Origin of the sequence: Bradyrhizobium sp. SEMIA, assembly GCF_014844175.1 — a bacterium.
Lineage (GTDB): Bacteria > Pseudomonadota > Alphaproteobacteria > Rhizobiales > Xanthobacteraceae > Bradyrhizobium > Bradyrhizobium arachidis.
The window spans coordinates 1036450-1053761 of sequence record NZ_CP046601.1 but is presented as its reverse complement, the minus strand read 5'-3'; the positions used below and the strand labels follow the sequence as shown (position 1 = coordinate 1053761).

The 17312-nt window shown below is 61.2% G+C and carries 16 protein-coding genes and 2 pseudogenes; 12 read left to right on the top strand and 6 right to left on the bottom strand.

Features of this window, described 5'->3' with window-relative positions:
- Nucleotides 1–116 precede the first annotated feature (116 nt).
- Nucleotides 117–668: pseudogene (locus tag FOM02_RS05035) on the top strand (TCP-1/cpn60 chaperonin family protein); the annotation flags it as partial.
- 129 nt (nt 669–797) lie between these two features.
- On the opposite strand, the gene FOM02_RS05030 reads toward FOM02_RS05035, so the two are convergent.
- The 3 genes from FOM02_RS05030 to FOM02_RS05020 all read right to left on the bottom strand — a co-directional run bounded on the left by FOM02_RS05030 (nt 798) and on the right by FOM02_RS05020 (nt 3026).
- Nucleotides 798–1079 (bottom strand): GIY-YIG nuclease family protein, encoded by a 282-nt coding sequence (locus tag FOM02_RS05030; protein ID WP_027560141.1) that lies wholly within the window; start codon nt 1077–1079, stop codon nt 798–800.
- 77 nt (nt 1080–1156) lie between these two features.
- Entirely contained in the window at nt 1157–1900 is a 744-nt protein-coding gene (lepB, locus tag FOM02_RS05025) for a signal peptidase I (RefSeq protein WP_265441490.1), read from the bottom strand.
- A gap of 292 nt (nt 1901–2192) precedes the next feature.
- A complete protein-coding gene (locus tag FOM02_RS05020; protein ID WP_265441489.1) occupies nt 2193–3026 on the bottom strand; it encodes a LysR family transcriptional regulator in 834 nt (277 codons plus the stop codon).
- A 129-nt stretch (nt 3027–3155) separates the two neighbouring features.
- On the opposite strand from FOM02_RS05020, the gene FOM02_RS05015 reads away from it, so the two are divergent.
- A complete protein-coding gene (locus FOM02_RS05015) occupies nt 3156–3749 on the top strand; it encodes a cysteine hydrolase family protein (RefSeq protein WP_265441488.1) in 594 nt (197 codons plus the stop codon).
- A gap of 12 nt (nt 3750–3761) precedes the next feature.
- Nucleotides 3762–4391 carry a glutathione binding-like protein gene (locus FOM02_RS05010; RefSeq protein WP_265441487.1) on the top strand — a complete coding sequence of 210 codons (630 nt, stop codon included), beginning with the start codon at nt 3762–3764 and terminating at the stop codon, nt 4389–4391.
- 6 nt (nt 4392–4397) lie between these two features.
- On the opposite strand, the pseudogene FOM02_RS05005 reads toward FOM02_RS05010, so the two are convergent.
- Nucleotides 4398–5461 (bottom strand): annotated as a pseudogene (locus FOM02_RS05005) (DUF2778 domain-containing protein).
- Between the two features lie 670 nt (nt 5462–6131).
- Between FOM02_RS05005 and FOM02_RS05000 the strand changes: the two are divergent.
- Together FOM02_RS05000 and FOM02_RS04995 are read left to right on the top strand one after the other, a co-directional pair.
- Nucleotides 6132–6656, top strand: coding sequence for a FecR domain-containing protein (locus FOM02_RS05000; protein WP_027560147.1), 525 nt, complete (start codon nt 6132–6134; stop codon nt 6654–6656).
- 86 nt (nt 6657–6742) lie between these two features.
- Complete coding sequence (locus FOM02_RS04995) at nt 6743–8632, top strand: CHASE2 domain-containing protein (RefSeq protein ID WP_265441486.1); 1890 nt, start codon at nt 6743–6745, stop codon at nt 8630–8632.
- Nucleotides 8633–8803: 171 nt separating this feature from the next.
- Here FOM02_RS04995 and FOM02_RS04990 read toward each other — a convergent pair whose 3' ends face one another.
- A complete protein-coding gene (locus FOM02_RS04990; protein WP_265441485.1) occupies nt 8804–10129 on the bottom strand; it encodes a glycosyltransferase in 1326 nt (441 codons plus the stop codon).
- A 230-nt stretch (nt 10130–10359) separates the two neighbouring features.
- Between FOM02_RS04990 and FOM02_RS04985 the strand changes: the two genes are divergently transcribed.
- The 7 genes from FOM02_RS04985 to FOM02_RS04955 all read left to right on the top strand — a co-directional run bounded on the left by FOM02_RS04985 (nt 10360) and on the right by FOM02_RS04955 (nt 16291).
- A complete protein-coding gene (locus tag FOM02_RS04985) occupies nt 10360–11103 on the top strand; it encodes a class I SAM-dependent methyltransferase (protein WP_051377719.1) in 744 nt (247 codons plus the stop codon).
- A complete protein-coding gene (locus FOM02_RS04980) occupies nt 11100–11942 on the top strand; it encodes an NAD-dependent epimerase/dehydratase family protein (RefSeq protein ID WP_265441484.1) in 843 nt (280 codons plus the stop codon). The genes FOM02_RS04985 and FOM02_RS04980 overlap by 4 nt, the downstream gene beginning before the upstream one ends.
- 77 nt (nt 11943–12019) lie before the next feature.
- Nucleotides 12020–12916, top strand: coding sequence for an ATP-grasp domain-containing protein (locus FOM02_RS04975; RefSeq protein ID WP_265441483.1), 897 nt, complete (start codon nt 12020–12022; stop codon nt 12914–12916).
- Nucleotides 12894–13574 (top strand): metallophosphoesterase family protein, encoded by a 681-nt coding sequence (locus FOM02_RS04970; protein ID WP_027560153.1) that lies wholly within the window; start codon nt 12894–12896, stop codon nt 13572–13574. Before FOM02_RS04975 ends, FOM02_RS04970 begins: the two co-directional genes overlap by 23 nt.
- A 9-nt stretch (nt 13575–13583) precedes the next feature.
- Nucleotides 13584–14558 carry a glycosylase gene (locus FOM02_RS04965; RefSeq protein WP_265441482.1) on the top strand — a complete coding sequence of 325 codons (975 nt, stop codon included), beginning with the start codon at nt 13584–13586 and terminating at the stop codon, nt 14556–14558.
- Nucleotides 14555–15505 (top strand): hypothetical protein, encoded by a 951-nt coding sequence (locus tag FOM02_RS04960; protein ID WP_265441481.1) that lies wholly within the window; start codon nt 14555–14557, stop codon nt 15503–15505. Before FOM02_RS04965 ends, FOM02_RS04960 begins: the two co-directional genes overlap by 4 nt.
- Before the next feature lie 24 nt (nt 15506–15529).
- Nucleotides 15530–16291, top strand: a complete 762-nt coding sequence (locus FOM02_RS04955; protein ID WP_027560156.1) for a class I SAM-dependent methyltransferase — start codon at nt 15530–15532, stop codon at nt 16289–16291.
- 203 nt (nt 16292–16494) lie between these two features.
- Here FOM02_RS04955 and FOM02_RS04950 read toward each other — a convergent pair whose 3' ends face one another.
- The gene (locus FOM02_RS04950) at nt 16495–17235 is read right to left on the bottom strand and encodes a WbqC family protein (RefSeq protein ID WP_265441480.1); all 741 of its coding nucleotides are present in this window, start codon (nt 17233–17235) and stop codon (nt 16495–16497) included.
- Nucleotides 17236–17312: the final 77 nt, after the last annotated feature.

Below are 17312 nucleotides of genomic sequence, written 5' to 3'. Positions count from 1 at the left end.
GGAGGGCGAGAGCGGTGCGTCCCTGACGTGGGATGACCAGCCAGATCGTTTGCCGTGCCGCCTCTTAACCTCTCCCCGCTCTTTGCGGGGAGAGGTCGGATTGCGTAGCAATCCGGGAGCTCCAGGAGCGTCTCGCCAAGCTCGCGGGCGGCGTCGCGGTGATCCGCGTCGGCGGCGCGACCGAGGTCGAGGTGAAGGAGCGCAAGGATCGCGTTGATGACGCGATGCATGCGACCCGCGCTGCGGTCGAGGAAGGCATCGTCCCGGGCGGCGGCGTCGCCCTGCTCCGTGCCTCCGAGCAGCTCAAGGGCCTGCGCACCAAGAACGACGACCAGAAGACCGGCGTCGAGATCGTGCGCAAGGCGCTGTCGGCACCCGCTCGCCAGATCGCGATCAACGCCGGTGAAGACGGCTCGGTGATCGTTGGCAAGATCCTGGAGAACAAGGCCTACAATTACGGCTTCGACTCCCAGACCGGCGAATACGCCGACCTCGTCAAGAAGGGCATCATCGACCCGACCAAGGTGGTCCGTACCGCGATCCAGAACGCAGCCTCGGTTGCCGCGCTCCTGATCACCACGGAAGCCATGGTCGCCGAGCTGCCCAAGAAGGGCGGCGCCGGCCCGGCGATGCCCCCCGGCGGCGGCATGGGCGGCATGGACTTCTAAGGTCCGGTCATCTCAAGCAAAGTCGAGAAATGCGAAACCCCGGCAGCAATGCCGGGGTTTTTGTTTTGGGGCACGTCATTCCGGGGCGCGCCCTCCTGGGCGCGAGCCCGGAATCCATAACCACGAATGCTAGTTGGTTATCCCGGGATAGAGATCATCCCAATTTGGGTTCTGCTCCTCGATCAGGCGCGTCTTCCAGTCGCGACGCCACTTCTTGAGTTCTTTCTCGCGGGCGATGGCGGTAACTGCATCGTCGTAGATCTCGAACAAGACGAGCTTATCGACGCCGTACTTCGTGGTGAAGCCGGGGACGGCCTTCGTCTTATGCTCGTACACACGGCGCACGAGATCGCTGGTCACGCCGATGTAGAGTGTGCCGTGCTTCTTACTTGCGAGGACATAGTAGGCCATTCCATCCGCCTGTGGTTATGGATTCCGGGCTCGCGCCCAAGAGGGCGCGCCTCGGAATGACGGGTGGAGAGGCCTTCTCACCACACCTTGCCGAGCCGCTCCATGTGCGGCTCGCCGTTTTGGTCGAGCGACCAGAAGATCCGCGTCACCTTGCCGACGAGATTGTCCAAGGGGATGAAGCCCATCGCTGCCATGCGGCTGTCGGTGGAGTTGTCGCGGTTATCACCGAGCACGAAGAAATGGCCCGGCGGCACCGTGAAGACGTTGGTGTTGTCGAGATAGCCGTTGTCGATGCAGTCATAGGTGACGTAGGACGCGCCGTTCGGCAGCGTCTCGCGCCAGCGCCTGACTTTTGCGGCATCGTCGGTCCCGCAGGCGGAGCCTGCGACAGTCTCCTTCAGAGCAACGCGCGTCACCGCACGGTCATTGAGAAAGAGCTGCCCTCCCCGCATCTGGATGCGGTCGCCGGGCAGCCCGATCACGCGCTTGACGTAGTCGACCGCAGTGTCCTTCGGCGCACGGAACACAACGACATCGCCGTATTCGGGATCAGCGGCGCGGAAACGGCCTGAGATCCATGACGGCGCAAATGGGAAGGAATAGCGGCCATAGCCATAGGCATATTTGGCGGCGAAGACGTAGTCGCCGACCACCAGTGTCGGCATCATCGAGCCCGAGGGGATGTTGAACGGCTGATAGAGGAAGAAGCGAAACAGGAACGGCGGCGACCACAGCACCGGGATCAGCAGGATCAGCACGACGATCGCCTTCCATTCCCCGGATTTGGCCGAGGGGCGGATGGTTTGCTCGAGAGTGGTCATGCGCCCTTCCTGGTCGAGACTGCAGACGTTGCGAGCTTACGCAACCTTCGCGCGCACGCAATCCCCGCTCGGTATCTTGGTCGCAATGGCGCGCTCGCGCGTTCACCACTGGCGGATAACGACGAAGATGTGAAGGGCCGCCCGTAGGCGGCCCTTCTCGTTTGTCACGCGCTCTCGGGCGCCGTCAGGCGCACGAGCCGGGTCAGGAGGGCGAGAAGGTCGGCCGCATCGACCTCCATGCCGCCAGCGACGAGGGCCTCTATGCCGCCTTCGCGGACAGCGCGGCGCGACGTTACTTGCGTGACGTATCCTGGAAGCACGCCCTCACCCAATCGATGGTGACGCGTGTCGCGGCGTCGCGCTTGAGATGATTTTGCACGAGCAGCCAGACGTCGCGGCGCTTCGGCAGCAGCGTGGCGCGCAGGCGGCGATCGCCGAGCAGATCCGCGCAGACATATTCCGGTAGTACGCCGGCGGCCTGATGCGCGCGGATCAGGTTGCGGATGACACGGACGTTGTCGGTGACGCAGCGCGTGCGGGCTGTCCTGGTGCGCAGGAATTGCATCTCGGGAATGGTGCCGAGCTCGTCCGGATAGACGCACAGCATCGGCTCGCCCTCGATCGTGACAGGCTCGAAATAATAGAGCTTGATGTCGCCGAGCTTCGAGATCGCGAAGTCGCCCTTGTCGGGCTTGCGCAGGCGGATGGCGAGATCGGCCTCCCAGCGCGAGAACCTGACGTTCTCGCTCGACGTGAGGAATTGCAGCGTCAGGCCGGGATTGGCGCGCAGGAAATCGCTCGCGCGCGGCGACAGCACCTCCTCGGCGACCGTATTGGTGGAGGCGATGCGCAGGCGTCCCACCGGACCTTCAAGGCTCTCACTGAGACGACCGATCTCGGCGGCGTGTGCGGACATCGCCTCGACATGCGCCAGCACCGCCTCGCAACTGCGCGTCGGCCTGCGGACGCCGTCGGCGGCTTCGAACAGACGCAAACCGAGTGCACGCTCGATGCGCGACAGCCTGCGCCCGACCGTGGTCTCGTCGATGCGCAGCCGCGCGCTGGCGCCGGCATAAGTGCCCTCGTCCCTGACGGCGGCGATGATGCGAAGATCGTCCCAGTTCATGGCTTAAAGGCTATATCGCTCCGCGGCCGCCTGCAATATCGCAGCCACCCGCTGCAATATCCCTGCATATCGGCAGGCATTCCCGGAGCTATGGTCGGCCAGCATTTCGCTTCGGAGATTTCCAGGATCATGACGACCGCAAAGACCCTGCTGCAGCTCGCCGGCGCCGACCTCAATCCGCCGCGTCTTGGCGACGCCGCACTGGTGCTGATCGACATCCAGAACGAATATCTCGCGGGCCCCCTCGCTTTGCCCGACGCCAAGCCCGCGATCGCGCGGGCCGCCGCCCTGCTGGCACGCGCACGCGAGGCCGGCTCCGCCATCATCCACATCGCCCATCGCGGCAAGGCGGGCAGCCTGTTCGACCGCAGCGCCGACCGCGGCGCCATCGTCGCCGAGCTGAGCCCCCGTGCCGGCGAGCTGGTGATCGAGAAGGAGCTGCCGAACGCGTTTGCCGGCACCGATCTGCAGGCACGCCTTGCCGCGACCGACAGGAAGAACATCGTGCTGGGCGGCTTCATGACGCATATGTGCGTGTCCTCCACCGCCCGTGCCGCGCTCGACCTCGGCTTTCGCACCACGATCGATGCCGACGCCTGTGCCACGCGGGACCTGCCCGACGGACACGGCGGCACGCTCAACGCCCGGACCATCCATGAGGTCGCGCTCGCCGAGCTATCCGATCGCTTCGCGATCATCGCGCGCGGCGATGCGCTGAGATAACGGAGCAACGCGATGCTGCAACTCTATTTCGCGCCGATGGCCTGCTCGCTTGCGAGCCGCATCGCGCTGATGGAAGCGGGCCTCGAGGCGCGCTACCATCTGGTGCAGCTCCGCACCAAGAAGATCGTCGACGACGACGGCGATTTCCACGGGATTTCGCCGAAGGCCGCGGTGCCGGTGCTGGTGCTGGAGAACGGCGAGCGGCTGACCGAGAGCGCTGCGGTGCTGCAATACATCGCCGATCTGAAACCGGAGGCGGGTCTTGCGCCCCGCCCCGGTGAGCCCGACCGCTACCGCCTCCAGGAATGGCTGAGCTTCACCGGCGCCGAGATCCACAAGGCGTTCCTGTTTCCGACCTTCTGGTACCAGGACGACGGCTCGCTGGCGAAGCCGCGAGCAAGGATCGTGCAGACGTTGCAGGTGCCATCAGCGCATTTGGCGGACCGCGAATTCCTCGTCGGCAACCGCTTCACCATCGCCGACGCGCATCTCGCCTGGGCCTTGCTGCTGCTCCGCCCTGCCGGAATCGACATCGCGCAATGGCCGCCGCTCGCGGCCTATCTCGTGCGCATGCAGACGCGGCCTGCCGTGAAAGAGGCGATCGCCATCGAGATGGCGCTGCGCAAGACGATGACGGCTTAAACGTCCCTAGTCGACCCGCGCCAGCACCGCGAGCTTGCGGATGCCCTTGTTGCGGTAGGCGTCGAGGAACGCGTAATAGTCCTTGAACGACACGCAGCCGTTGGAATCGCCGTTCGGCCCGAGCATGAAGGTGTGCGCGAGCAGGCCGTCGCGGCCGTAGATCGCGTTCTCACCGCCGATCGGGGTCAGACGCAGCGCCGGCACGCCGTGGAACAGCGCCTCGCGCGGCTTCAGCGTGTAGATGTGCGGCGGCGTCACGCCGCGCATGCGGACTTTCGAGGAGCGCGGATCGTCGAGATTGGAGCCGAGGCCGGAATGCGCCTCGAGCTTGGTGCCGTCGGGCAGGTAAACCGTCCTGGCGGTGATGTCGTAGACGGCGGTGTCGCGCTCATAGGGCGGCGCGCCGCCGAACATCGGGTTCTGCTCCTTCGGCGCGATGGACGCGGTCACGCTGGCATCGGCCGAGGCATAGGCGAGCAGCCCGCCGGACGGCTCACGCTTGCCCCAGAGCTTTTCCACCATGACTGGCGCGGGCCGGTGATCGACATCACCGCGGCCTTGGCGCGGTCGGCGAAGGATTTCGGCTTGGCCTCGGGCGCCGGCACGATCTCGGCCGGATCAGCCGAAGCCAGTTGCACCTGCGCATCCGGTGCGCGCTTGGCCTTCGCGGCATCCGCGGTTTTGGCCGGGGCCGCCGGCTTCAGCGCCTCAGCGACCTTCGCGATCACGCTCTGCTTCGGGGCGTCGGCGACCTTGGTCGCAGGCGCGGCGCTGGCCGCATTCGACTCCACGCCCTGCGTGGCAGCCGCGGCGAAGCGCTCGTTGAACATCTCGCGCGAGATCGGGGCTGCGACCTGCAGGCGGTCGGGCAGCAGCGCAAAGGCTTCCTTGATGGCATCGCCCGCCTCGCGCAGCGCGACCTTGGGCGCACGCTTGATCACGGGCTCGTCGTAACCGGCGCTGCCGACGGACGGGTAGACACTGGCGGCGAAGATGTTGTTGTAGACGGTCCAGCCGGCAAGCACGACGCAGCCGATCACAGCCGCGCCAAGCACGTTTTGGGTGGTCATTTTCCGGGAAGGCTTCCGATGTGAATGCTTGCCAGGATTGTTGGACTTCCGTGCCGCGTTACTCTGCGCAGCGATACTCGTACTCATTCGCCTTGCGTCCAGGACGGTGTCACTCAGTCCCCCTTCGAAGTGCCGCTGGTCACGATCCGGGAACAGCATCTCGCAGGAGGTCGGAGCGTCATTAAGGCGACTTTTAGTTAAATGCGGATTAAGTTCGGGCAGATGTAGGGCAGCTCGCCAACGCTGTGCCATTTCGAGAAAAAAGACCGCAGAACTACGGACTTAGGCGCAACTGTTAACCATAATTCTCGGCCGGATTGGCGGGGTCAGCGGAGGCGTTCCGGCCGCCTCTCTAAACGCACCAACCAAGTCCTTTTCGTGGTCTTCAATGCCCGGAAGATAGCGGGGAAGCGTTGCGCGAGGCTGGTGCGTGCTGTGCCTCTCCGGGGCATCGGTGTCAGCAGCACGGCGGTAGCTCACGCACCTCACAAAGCGCGCACAGATGCTCACGCAACACGGCGCCCTGACTGAAAGTTGATCGTGCCGCACTGGAAAATACCGCGGCGAGAAAATAGCTGCGAGAGCGGCACTTTTCAGCAGCCTCTGCGTGTGATACGGTACCGTATCAACATCGCCTTGAACTGTGCCACGCACGCAAACGGAGGCTGGCATGAGAAGGTTTTCGCGCGCCGGGTTTTTCGCTCTGGCGTGGTCGTTTCTGTTGATTGGATCTGCGACTGCACAGCCTGCCGCCAATGCGGGCTGCACCGCATCGCCAGCGGCCGCCGGCACGCAACTCTGGCGCTGCGACAACGGCATCACCATCGTTGCGGAAAATGGCGCCAGGTTTGAACTTAAGGACGCCAACCGCGACGGACATATTGACTCCGTGGAGTTGAGCAGCAAGGCGCTGCTGGTCGAGGTGCCCAAGAAGCCCGGCGGCAATCCCTTCAAGGTGCTGACGCCGCAGGCCATCGCCGCCGTGCGCGGCACCAAATGGGCAGTCGATGTCGCCGAGGCCAAGACCTCCGTCTTCGTCGCCGACGGCCGTGTCGGCGTGAGCCGCAGGACACGCGGGCGCGGCGTCGTATTGGGCCCCGGCGAAGGCGTCGACGTCGAGGCAACCGGTCCGCTGACCGTCAAGACATGGGGCCAGCCGCGCGTCGACGCGCTGATGGCGAGGCTCGGACAATAAGGTTCGCACGATAAGCCGAGTCAGTCGGACCCGGCCAATGAGATTTGGACACCGGAAGATTGCAGAACGAGCGCAAAAACGACCGCATGAGTAGCCGACGCGTTCAGATCCTGATGGCACTCGTTCTCACCGCGCTGTGGGGCGCGGGCATCTTTGCCGCACGCGCCAACGGCCATCTGCAGTTTCTCGACCGGATCGAAGCAACGCTGACCGATCTGCGGACCCAGGTCCGCGGCGTGCAGCATCCGCCCGATCTCGTCACCATCGTCGCGATCGACGACACCGTGATCAAACGCGGCGGCAGCTATCCGCTGCCGCGCGCCGATCTCGCCCGCGTCGTCGACACCATCGTGCAGTTCAAGCCGAAGGTCGTTGCGATCGATTTGCTGCTGGTTGACCGCAGCGCCGCGATCGGCGATGCCACGTTGGCGAATACCCTCGCCACCGGGCCCATGGTGCTCGCCGCGGCCGCGATCTTCCCGTCCGCCAGCGAGACCGTGGCGCCCGCCAGCGAAGGCCCGCTCGCCGTTCTGCCGCAGGCCGAGCGCTTCCTGCTGCCGCTGCCGGCGTTCGCCGACCATGCCGAGGTCGGCGTCGTCAACGTCGCGACGGGACAATCTGGCTCGCCGCTCTCGGTGCCGATGCTGTTCCGGACGCGCGACAAGATCGAACTGTCGTTCCCGCTTCGCGTGGCGACACGCGCGCTCGACAAGCCGCTGACGATCGCGCCGGATCATCTCATGCTCGGTGACCGCGCGGTGCCGACCGACACCGACTTCGCGCTGCCGATCACCTATTACGGCCCGCGCCGCACCATCCGCACTGTCAGCGCGCAGAGCATCTTCGACGGCACGCTCGACCGCGCCGCGATCGAGAACCGCATCGTCGTGATCGGCGCCGCGGTCGCCGGCGGCGGCGACTTCTATCCGACACCGTTCGATTCCCTGATGCCTGGCGTCGAGGTGGTCTCGACCGCGATCACCCATCTCGTCGCCGGCGACGGCATTGTGCGCGACCGCAAGGTGCACATCATCGACGCGCTCACCGCGATCCTGCTGCCGATGCTGCTGGTCGGCCTGCTCGCCTGGCGGCGCAGCGCGCTCGGCATCATGGCGGCGGCGATCGTGATGATCGCCTGGGCCGGGCTCAATCTGTTCGCGTTCACGCACGGCATCTGGCTGAATGCCGCAACCACACTCGCGGCCGCGGTGCCGCCAGTTGCCGTCTTTGCCGGCGTGCAGCTATGGGCGGGCGGCCGCCGCACGCAATATCTCGCCGCCAAGAGCCGCTCGCTCGCGCGATTCCAGGCCCCCGCCCTGCAGGAGTGGCTGGCACGGGATCCGGACTTCCTGTCCAAGCCCGTCCGGCAGGACGGTGCCGCCGTCTTCATCGATCTCTCCGGCTTCACGACATTGACCGAACGGATTGATCCGGACGAGCTCCAGGACGTTCTCGAGGCATTTCATGTGTTGATCGACAAGACTGCGGTCGATTGCGGCGGCATGATCACCAGCTTTCTCGGCGACGGCGCAATGATCCTGTTCGGCCTGCCACGCGCGATGCCGGACGACGCCGCGCGCGCGCTGAAATGTTCGATCGAGCTCTATCGCAGCGTCGATCGCTGGATCGCTTCGTTGCCGCCCGCAATCCGCGGTCAGCTTGGTTTCAAGATCGGCGCGCATTACGGCCCGATCGTCGCCTCCCGTCTCGGCGAAAGCCATCAGCACATCACGGCCAACGGCGACACCGTCAACGTCGCGAGCCGCCTGATGGAGGTTGCCGCCCAGAACTGTGCGCGGCTCGCGCTCACCGACACGCTGCTGGATGCAGCCGACTTCCAGGGCTCTCCAGACGGCATCCTGTCGGGCCCCCTGCTCACCCAGGTGCGCGGCCGCTCCGGCGTCGTGACCGTCTGGTTCTGGCGCGACCGGAACGGGCCGAACCAGGCCAGCACCAAGGCCGAGATGATCGATTAAAGCACGATGAGATCGGGATGAACCGTCATCGCGCTTTAGCTTGTTGTTTGCGCAAGATCTTTTCGGAAAACCGCTGCGCATTTTGCGCTAACGCGGCCCTCCGGGTCCGGATCATGCTTTAGCGCCGCTGCGCCTTGCGCCTCAGCACCCAAGCGCCGCGATCTCTACCGACTAATTCGGCTCGAGAACGAGCCTCTTGAGATGGGCCGCCACGCTCTGGTCGGGAACAGCATCGAGGCGCAGCCCCTGCTCGGCCCACATTTTTCCCCAGAGATGGACGCCCGTAACACGGGGGTCGCTCAAGATCTCGAAGCCGTCCCGGCCTTCGGAGACCAGCAAGTCGACTTCGCAGTCGTCGATCGCATTGAAGGCCGTCGGCGGCAGGATCGACGACCGGAGCTTCTCGTCGTCTGACAGAAGCAGATATTCGCTGAGCAGCAACGGCCCCACCGCGCCGTATTCGACGCGCCGCTCGTTGAAAAGCCGCTGGAGCGACAGGGCATACAGATTGGCCATATGCAGCGAGCCCTTGGGCGCGCGCATCACGCCGCCGACGCAGACATGGCCGTTCTCGACTCCCGACCATTGCGTGGAAAATACGTGCTCCGATGCGAAATCCAACGGCTTGACGAGGACGATGTCCGCGTCGAGCCACCACCCGCCGAACTCTTGAAGGACAGCATAGCGGAAGATGTCGCTGAAGTAGCGGACCTCGCTATGAACGAGGGCATGATGGTAGGTCGACTTCGGCACGACGCTTTCGGCGTCGGCCACCATGACTCCAGGCGGCACGAGCGCCTGCATGGTGACTATGTCGTCGTAAGTGTACAGCTTGACCGGATGGCCCTGGCGGATCATCGACTGAAGCGAGAGATACGACATGTCGTTCAGCAGCGTGTCCGACCAGAAGCAATGGATGGGATCGCGGGCCGCATCCGACCGCGCGAGGTTGCGAAGGTGAGGATTGAATTGCTCCGTCAGGGCATTCCAGCCGCTGCGAGGAGCAGAATCGCATTCCGCCAGGAACGGCATTCTTTGATAGGCCCGTGCGATCACGAAGCAAAGGTTCGCCTGGTTGCCGTGCCCCGTTCTGCTCAAGGCGTGGCCATAGTTCTCCCAGATTGACGGATCGACGGGATCGAGCTCCACCGCGCGCTGAAACGCCTCCAGCGCCTGCTCCTGCATCCCCTTGCCCTGCAAGGCGGCCCCGAACGTTGCGAGATAGGTCGCCTTCATCTCGTTCGTGAGGGCACGGCCGGCCCACTGGATCGCGGCATCGTAGTCGCCGTTGAGCAGCGACACACCGGCCATCAGATGAAGCAAGCCGGCATGATTTTCGTCTGCGGCCAGCCCTTCCCGGCAACGCGCTTCGGCCTGTGCAAGCTCGCCTGTCTTCAGGTGCCGCAGGCAGATCTGATAATATTCATCCCGCGTCAGCGACGGCGGCTCTGCCGAGATCTGGGTTGCGCTTGCGAGAGTGCCGTCGTGATAATTCATCGGAGACCTTCCAGATCATGGGACAGCAGACAGCAACCCACCTCCCGATTCTTCGGGAAGCTCGCCGCCATTCAACTATCCCGCCTGTAGCTTGCACGAAGCTTGACACCGCTTTCGCCTCACCGCTCCGCCGCGTGGCGAATCAAAGGGGGCGCTGATATGGCAGCAAATAGCGACCGGCGCACCTTGTCCGGTCTTTCGATCTGCTCTTCGGTGGAGAGGACGGTCATTTGGCCACGAGCAATCAACTGGACGTCCATGTCGCGGCCTATCAAGGCAAGAACATCTACGATTTCGACAACGAAATTGTGCTGACCTGGTATCCGAAACGGATTGCTCACGTCGTCAAGGATCCGCGCTCCGTTCTGGATCTGGGACTGGGGCATGGTTTTGCCACCGAGATTTTTTCGGACCGATGCGCGCGCCATGTCGTTCTTGAAGGCTCTCCCGCCGTCATCCAGAACTTCAAGCTGAAATTTCCGGACAACAGAAGCGAAGTCATCGAAACCTACTTCGAGGAGTTCGATACCAAGGAACGATTCGACCTCATTGTCATGGGGTTCATCCTCGAGCATGTCGACGACCCCCTTGTGATCTTGAAGCGTTTCAGAAAGTTCCTGACACCTACAGGTAAGCTCTTTGTCGCGGTCCCGAACGCCGAGGTCATGAACCGGAGGCTGGGACATCTGGCGGGGATGCTGCCCGACATGGAGGCTCTCTCGGAGAACGATCTCCTCCTCGGGCATCAGCGCTACTTTACGGTCAGCTCACTCACCAAGCTGGTGAGCGATGCCGGTTACAAGATCGAAAAACTGGAAGGTATCTATCTAAAACCCCTCGCGACCAGTCAGATCCTGGCGCTGAATCTCGCGGACAACATCATTCAGGCCCTGTGCGAGATCGGAATTGACTACCCGGAACTGTCCTGCGGGATGCTGGCCCAGCTCACTCCAGTCGATCCGGCGCGATCATGAGAGTCCTGCTCGTTGGGGGGACCTCTTCGCTGGCTCAGACGCTCATCCCGCTTCTTCGTGAACGGTGCGAGCTGTTGACGGCTGGGCGCAAGGGCTGCGATGTCGAATTGGACTTGTGTTCGCGCGACATTCAAATTCCTGACGGAATCGACTGCGTCGTGAATCTGGCCGCGGCTTTCGGCGGCAAGGAACCGACCGACATCCTGCAAACGATGGATGTCAACGTGCTTGGTGTGATGAAGCTCTGCCATGCCAGCTCGAAGGCGGGCGCAAAGCACCTTGTGCACATCTCCAGCATTTTTTCGGATCTCGGGAGCGCGTCTCCCTTCTTCGGCGCTTACTCGCTCTCAAAGAGGCACTCGGAAGACGTCGCGCAGTTTTGCGGCCGGGAATTCCACCTGCCAGTCGCGGTCCTGAAGCCGTCCCAGATTTATGGTGTGGGATCAGGGTTTCGAAGGCATCAGCCATTCCTGTACACCATCATGGACAAGGCCCAGGGCCATGAAGACATCAATCTGTTTGGCTCGATTGACCCTTTGCGGAACTTCATTCACGCGCAGGACGTAGCCAAAATCATCTCGGCCGTCATTGCGAAGAAGATTGAAGGCACCTACCCTTGCGTGCACCCCGACAATGTCAACTACTCGCAAATTGCGGCGGCGGCCATTTCCGCTTTCGAGAGCAAAAGCAAGGTCGCCTTCCTGAAAGACAAGCCTGACATCCCGAGCAATGGCTTTGCTTGTGACGAGACGCTGTTCCGACTGCTCGACTATTTTCCCCGCATCTCCATGGCGCAGGGAATGCAGATGGAAGCGGCTCATCGAAGGCAGGCGTCATGAGAACGATATTGGTTTCCGGCGCCGCGGGAATCGTCGGCTACGGAATCTTGCGCTCCCTGAAAAGATCGAACAGCCCGATGAAGCTGATCGGCACCTCGATCTATACCGACTCGGTGGCATCAGGGTTCTGCGACATCTTTGAACGGGCGCCCAGGACGGATGCGCCGGACTACCTCGATTGGCTTCTCGCGCTGCTGCGCAAGCATCGCGTCGACGTGGCGATCCCCGGCATCGATGCAGACATGTACAAATGGGCGGACCGACTGGCCGAGATTGAATCGACCGGGACCAGGGTCGTCCTGAATTCACCCGATCTAATCTCCAGATGCTCCGACAAATGGGCATTTTACCAGCGCCAGCTCGAACTGAAGCTGCCCTATGCGATCCCGAGCCATCTGGAAATGGACTTCGATTTTCTCAAGGAGAAATGCGGCCTGCCGTTTCTGCTGAAACCTCGCCGGGGTTTTGGCTCCAAGGGAATCGTGGTGGTCGCAACTGCGGAGCAATTTGCCGGGATCGATCCCGCGACAAAGCCGACCTTGATGGCCCAGCCCATCGTCGGACGCGACGACGAGGAATTCACGGTGTCCGCGTTTTGCGATGGCCGTGGACGCTATTCGGCGATCATGGCGCTTCGACGGAAGCTCTCCAAGGACGGGTTCACGGAAAAGGCCGAGGTTGTCGACGAGGCGGAGTTTTCCGAAGCGGTTCGGGATCTATGTCAGGCGTTCTCTCCGGTCGGACCGACCAATTTTCAATTTCGCAGGACCAACCACGGCCTGAAGCTGCTCGAGATCAATCCGAGGATATCTTCGTCCACGTCGATACGCGCCGCCTTTGGATACAACGAAGCACTGATGGCGGTCGACATGGCCATCGACAACCAGATGCCGGTCCAGCCGGACATCAGGCGCGGTCGAGCCGTCCGCTATACGGAGGATCATATCTTCTATGAAAATAGCGTTCATCTCTGACATCCATGGGAATTTCGAGGCGCTGACGGCGGTTCTCGCCGAGCTCGACCGCATGCGCGTCACCGAGATCTTCTGCGTCGGCGACGTGGTCGGATACTATTCCCAGGTGAACGAATGCTGCGACGAGCTGAAAAGGCGCGACATCAAAAGCCTTCTTGGCAACCATGACTGGTACCTGGGCTTTGGGGGCTTTTGCATTCGATCCAAGAGCGTCAACGAATGTCTGGTCTATCAGCGGAAGGTGATCACGCCCGAGAATCTGAACTGGCTAAGGACGTTTCGGGTGCACATGCAGGTGGGGGACGCTCAAGCCGTACATGGCGGATGGTCGGACCCGATCGATGAATACCTAAGGGAGCCCGACGAAGCCTATTTTGCGCGCCTGTCCGGCAGCATCTTTGTCAGCGGCCATACCCACGTGCAAAGTGTGCATCACTTCGGCGGCAAGAGCTATTGCAACCCCGGATCGGTCGGACAACCGCGCGACGGTGATCCACGGGCGGCGTTCGCGACTTTCGACGGCAAGAGCTTCGAACTGCATCGGGTCGAGTACAACATGCCAAAGGTATTCGAGCTGATGGAAGCTGCAGGCTTCAATGACTACTACTACGGCGGACTGAAGACCGGCGCGAACCGGCTTCGACGGCTCGAGGATTGAGATCAGACCATGCTGCAATGGGAAAAGCTTGGAAAGCTCTTTGACCCCCGCGACCACAAGGATCATCCTTGGATGCGCGAATTCGCGCAATCTCCGAGCGTCCTGATTCTCGACGATGTCATCAGAGTCTATTTTTGCTCGAGGCCTGCGCCGGACGAGCTCGGCCAATACAAGAGCTACATTGCGTTCATCGAGTTGGACCGAAGAACGCCGACGCGGGTGGTTCGGATTTGCAACGAACCGGTGATGAGGCTCGGCGGGTGCGGAACCTTCGACGAATTCGGAACGAATCCGGTTTCGGTGATCCGGCACGACAACCAGATCCGTGCGTATTATGCGGGGTGGACGCGATGCGAGTCGGTCCCCTTTAACGCCGCGATCGGCATCGCCATCAGCAACGACAATGGCGAATCCTTTGAGAGGGTTGGCCAAGGACCGGTCCTTTCATACACCCCGGATGAACCGTTTCTCCTGGGAAGCCCGCGGATTCGAAGATTCAACGGCCAATGGTACCTCTGGTACGTCGCGGGCAAGCGGTGGCTGAAGACTTCGGGCAGGCCCGAGCCGGTCTACAAAATTCGCATGGCCACCTCCTCCGACGGATTGAGCTGGCGAAAGGCGGGCGTCGACCTGATCGAAGACAAGCTGGGTGAAAACGAATGCCAGGCGGGCGCCGACGTCATCGAACGGGCCGGCCGTTTTCACATGTTCTATTCCTATCGGCAAAGCCAGAACTACAAGGGCCGGGAAGGCGGATATCGCATTGGCTACGCTGTTTCCGAGGATCTCGTGAACTGGAAGAGAAATGACGCGGTCGCGGGAATGGAAGTTTCCGCCGAGGGCTGGGATTCTGAAATGGTGAACTATGGCCACGTGTTCGGTTTGGACGGCGAGACGTACATGATCTATCAGGGAAATGAGATGGGCCGCGCAGGCATCGGTTTGGCTCGCCTGCAAAACTCCCCGGATTGGTTCAAGCCATGAAGTGGAGGAAGCTCGGGAAGATCTTCGACCCCACCGAACATAAGCTGCCAAACGATTGTTTGGAGTTTGCCCAGTCGCCGCAAGCGCTGGTTCTGAAGGATCGTGTGCGGGTTTATTTCTCAACTCGCAGACGAGACGAGGTCGGGAAATATCTGAGCCACGTCGCCTACGTGGATTTCGCCAGGAACATGGGCGAGATCCTCGATGTCTGCGAGCACACGGTCATAGAGCTGGGAGAGCTCGGGGCCTTCGACGAGCATGGCATTTTCCCCATGCATGTTTTTGATGACGGCGACAGAGTGCTTGGATTCACCACGGGATGGAATCGAAAGGCCTCGGTCAGCGCGGATTCATCGATTGGCCTTGCCATAAGCACGGACGGCGGACGGACCTTTCAAAAGCACGGAACGGGTCCGGTCATGACCGCCTCTCTGCACGAACCCTTTTTGATCGCCGATTCATTCGTGATGTCGATCGGTGACATTTACTACATGTGGTACATTTTCGGAACGAGATGGAAATCGTTCTCCGAAACCGACCCACCCGACAGAGTCTACAAGATCGCCTGCGCCACATCCACGGATGCGATCAACTGGCAAAGGAATGCCACGCAAATCATCGCTGATTGCATCGGCGACGATGAATGCCAGGCTTTGCCGACGGTATTCAGCCGGGATGACGTCTATCACATGTACTTCTGCTTCCGTCCCTGCCACGGCTTCCGGGAAAAAGGCAGAAATAGCTATCGTCTCGGATACGCCTATTCGCAGGACCTGATCAGCTGGACGCGAGACGACTCGAAGGGCGGCATCGACCTTTCGCAGGATGGCTGGGATTCGCAGATGCAATGCTATCCGCATGTTTTCGCCTGCGATGACAGAATCTACATGCTCTACAATGGGAACGAGTTTGGCAAATTCGGCTTTGGATTGGCCGAATTGGTATAACCGCAGAATCTTTGAGAGACCCTTATGTCGCAAATGAGAGACTACAATCGCGAGCTGAACGACACTGGTAACGTGGACAATCAGAAATACGCGTACCAGTTCGATTTCGATGTGATGCAGCCATTCATGATCCGGTCCTTTGCGCCCTTCTTCAGAGGCGAAAGTCTTCTCGAGCTGGGAAGCTACACCGGCGAATTCACCAAGAGGTTTCTGCCTTTCTTCAAGGATATAACCTGCGTCGAAGCATCGGATGTCGCGATTGCGGAAGCCAAGAGCCGTTTCGGCTCCAGGATCGAGTTCATCAACTCGACATTCGAAACCGTGCAATTGCCGAGGCGATACGACAATATCGTGATGACCCACGTTCTCGAGCATCTTGACGATCCCCAGCTCGTCTTGCGCTTGATCAACGAAAAGTGGCTTTCAGAAAATGGGAGATTGTTCTTGGCATGCCCGAATGCGCATGCCCCATCGAGACAGATTGCGGTCAAGATGGGACTGATCTCGCACAACTCCGCCATTACTCCTGCGGAAGCTGAGCACGGGCACCGCATCACCTATTCGTTGGATACGTTGGAGCGTGATGCGGTTGCGGCGGGGCTCAATGTGATCCATCGCTCCGGGGTGTTTTTCAAGGCCCTGGCCAACTTCCAGTGGGATCGCCTGCTGCAGACGGACATCATTTCCGAAGCCTATCTCGAGGGCGCCTACAAATTGGGCCAGCAGTATCCGGATCTATGCTCGAGCATTTTCTTGGTTTGCGAACCTGGACGATCAAAAGCCTGACCCGGCGATTTTCTTTCGGAGCTTTGGCGGGTTTGGGCTAATCCGCCTATGTTTCCGGTGCGAGGATCTCTGCGCCGCGCACTGTTTTCGTGCGAGGACCAGCTCCCGCCATTTAGCCAATGGCGGGCTCTTTCATGCGAGAGCGATCTCCGCGCGACGACCGCCGATCTGTGCTGCACGCACGGGCTCAGCCAACCGACCTTCTACACCTGGGGGAGCAAATCCGGCGGTTCGGAGCAAGCGCCTCCAACCAGGTCATAGTTGCCGGCTATGACTTCCCTGAGCTTGGCCACCGAATTGAACATCAGCAGATCGACAATCGAAAGATACGGCACCTGAGCCTGGCCGAATTGTTCGTAGGGAAACGGCCTTGTTCGGAGAGCTCTAAATTCGACTCCACGGGCTCCAAAAGCGTTGGGATCATAGAGCTCCAGGCCGCCAATCGCGTTGATATACTTTCGCGCCCCCATCGCTTCGCACAATGCAAGGACCTTGTCCTGAAACTTGAGCGAATGGTCGATGGGAATCTCGGACGAGATCTTGAGGGCGGTCTTTAAGCCCAGATGCTCGCAGGTCATGCGCAGCGAATTGAAGATATAGCGAAATAGATTGGGGTCCTGAAAACCGACAATCTCTTCCAGGAGCGGAAAGGTCTCCTTGAAGAAAGGCGCGGTGCGATAGGCTCCCCGCCATTGATTGAGCAGCTTTGCACGATCGAAATCGGCCGCCAATTCCCTGTCACGAATATCCAGGGCATCGGAATCCTTCTTCAACGAAAGTGAAAACAGGACATCCTTTCCGTTGACCAGCATCCGGTTGCGGTTGATCCATCCCTTCTTGGTATATTTGATGTTGTCGTAGACGACAAAAACATCGACCGCAGCAATGAGCTGATAGTAGCCGATGTAGGGAAGAAAATACGGCTGCATGATCGCGAGTTTCATTTCGTGCAACGCCCTGCTACCGTGAAGAAGCTCATTCGCAAACTTCGCCCGCCCCCGCCGAATCCATATTGGGGTAA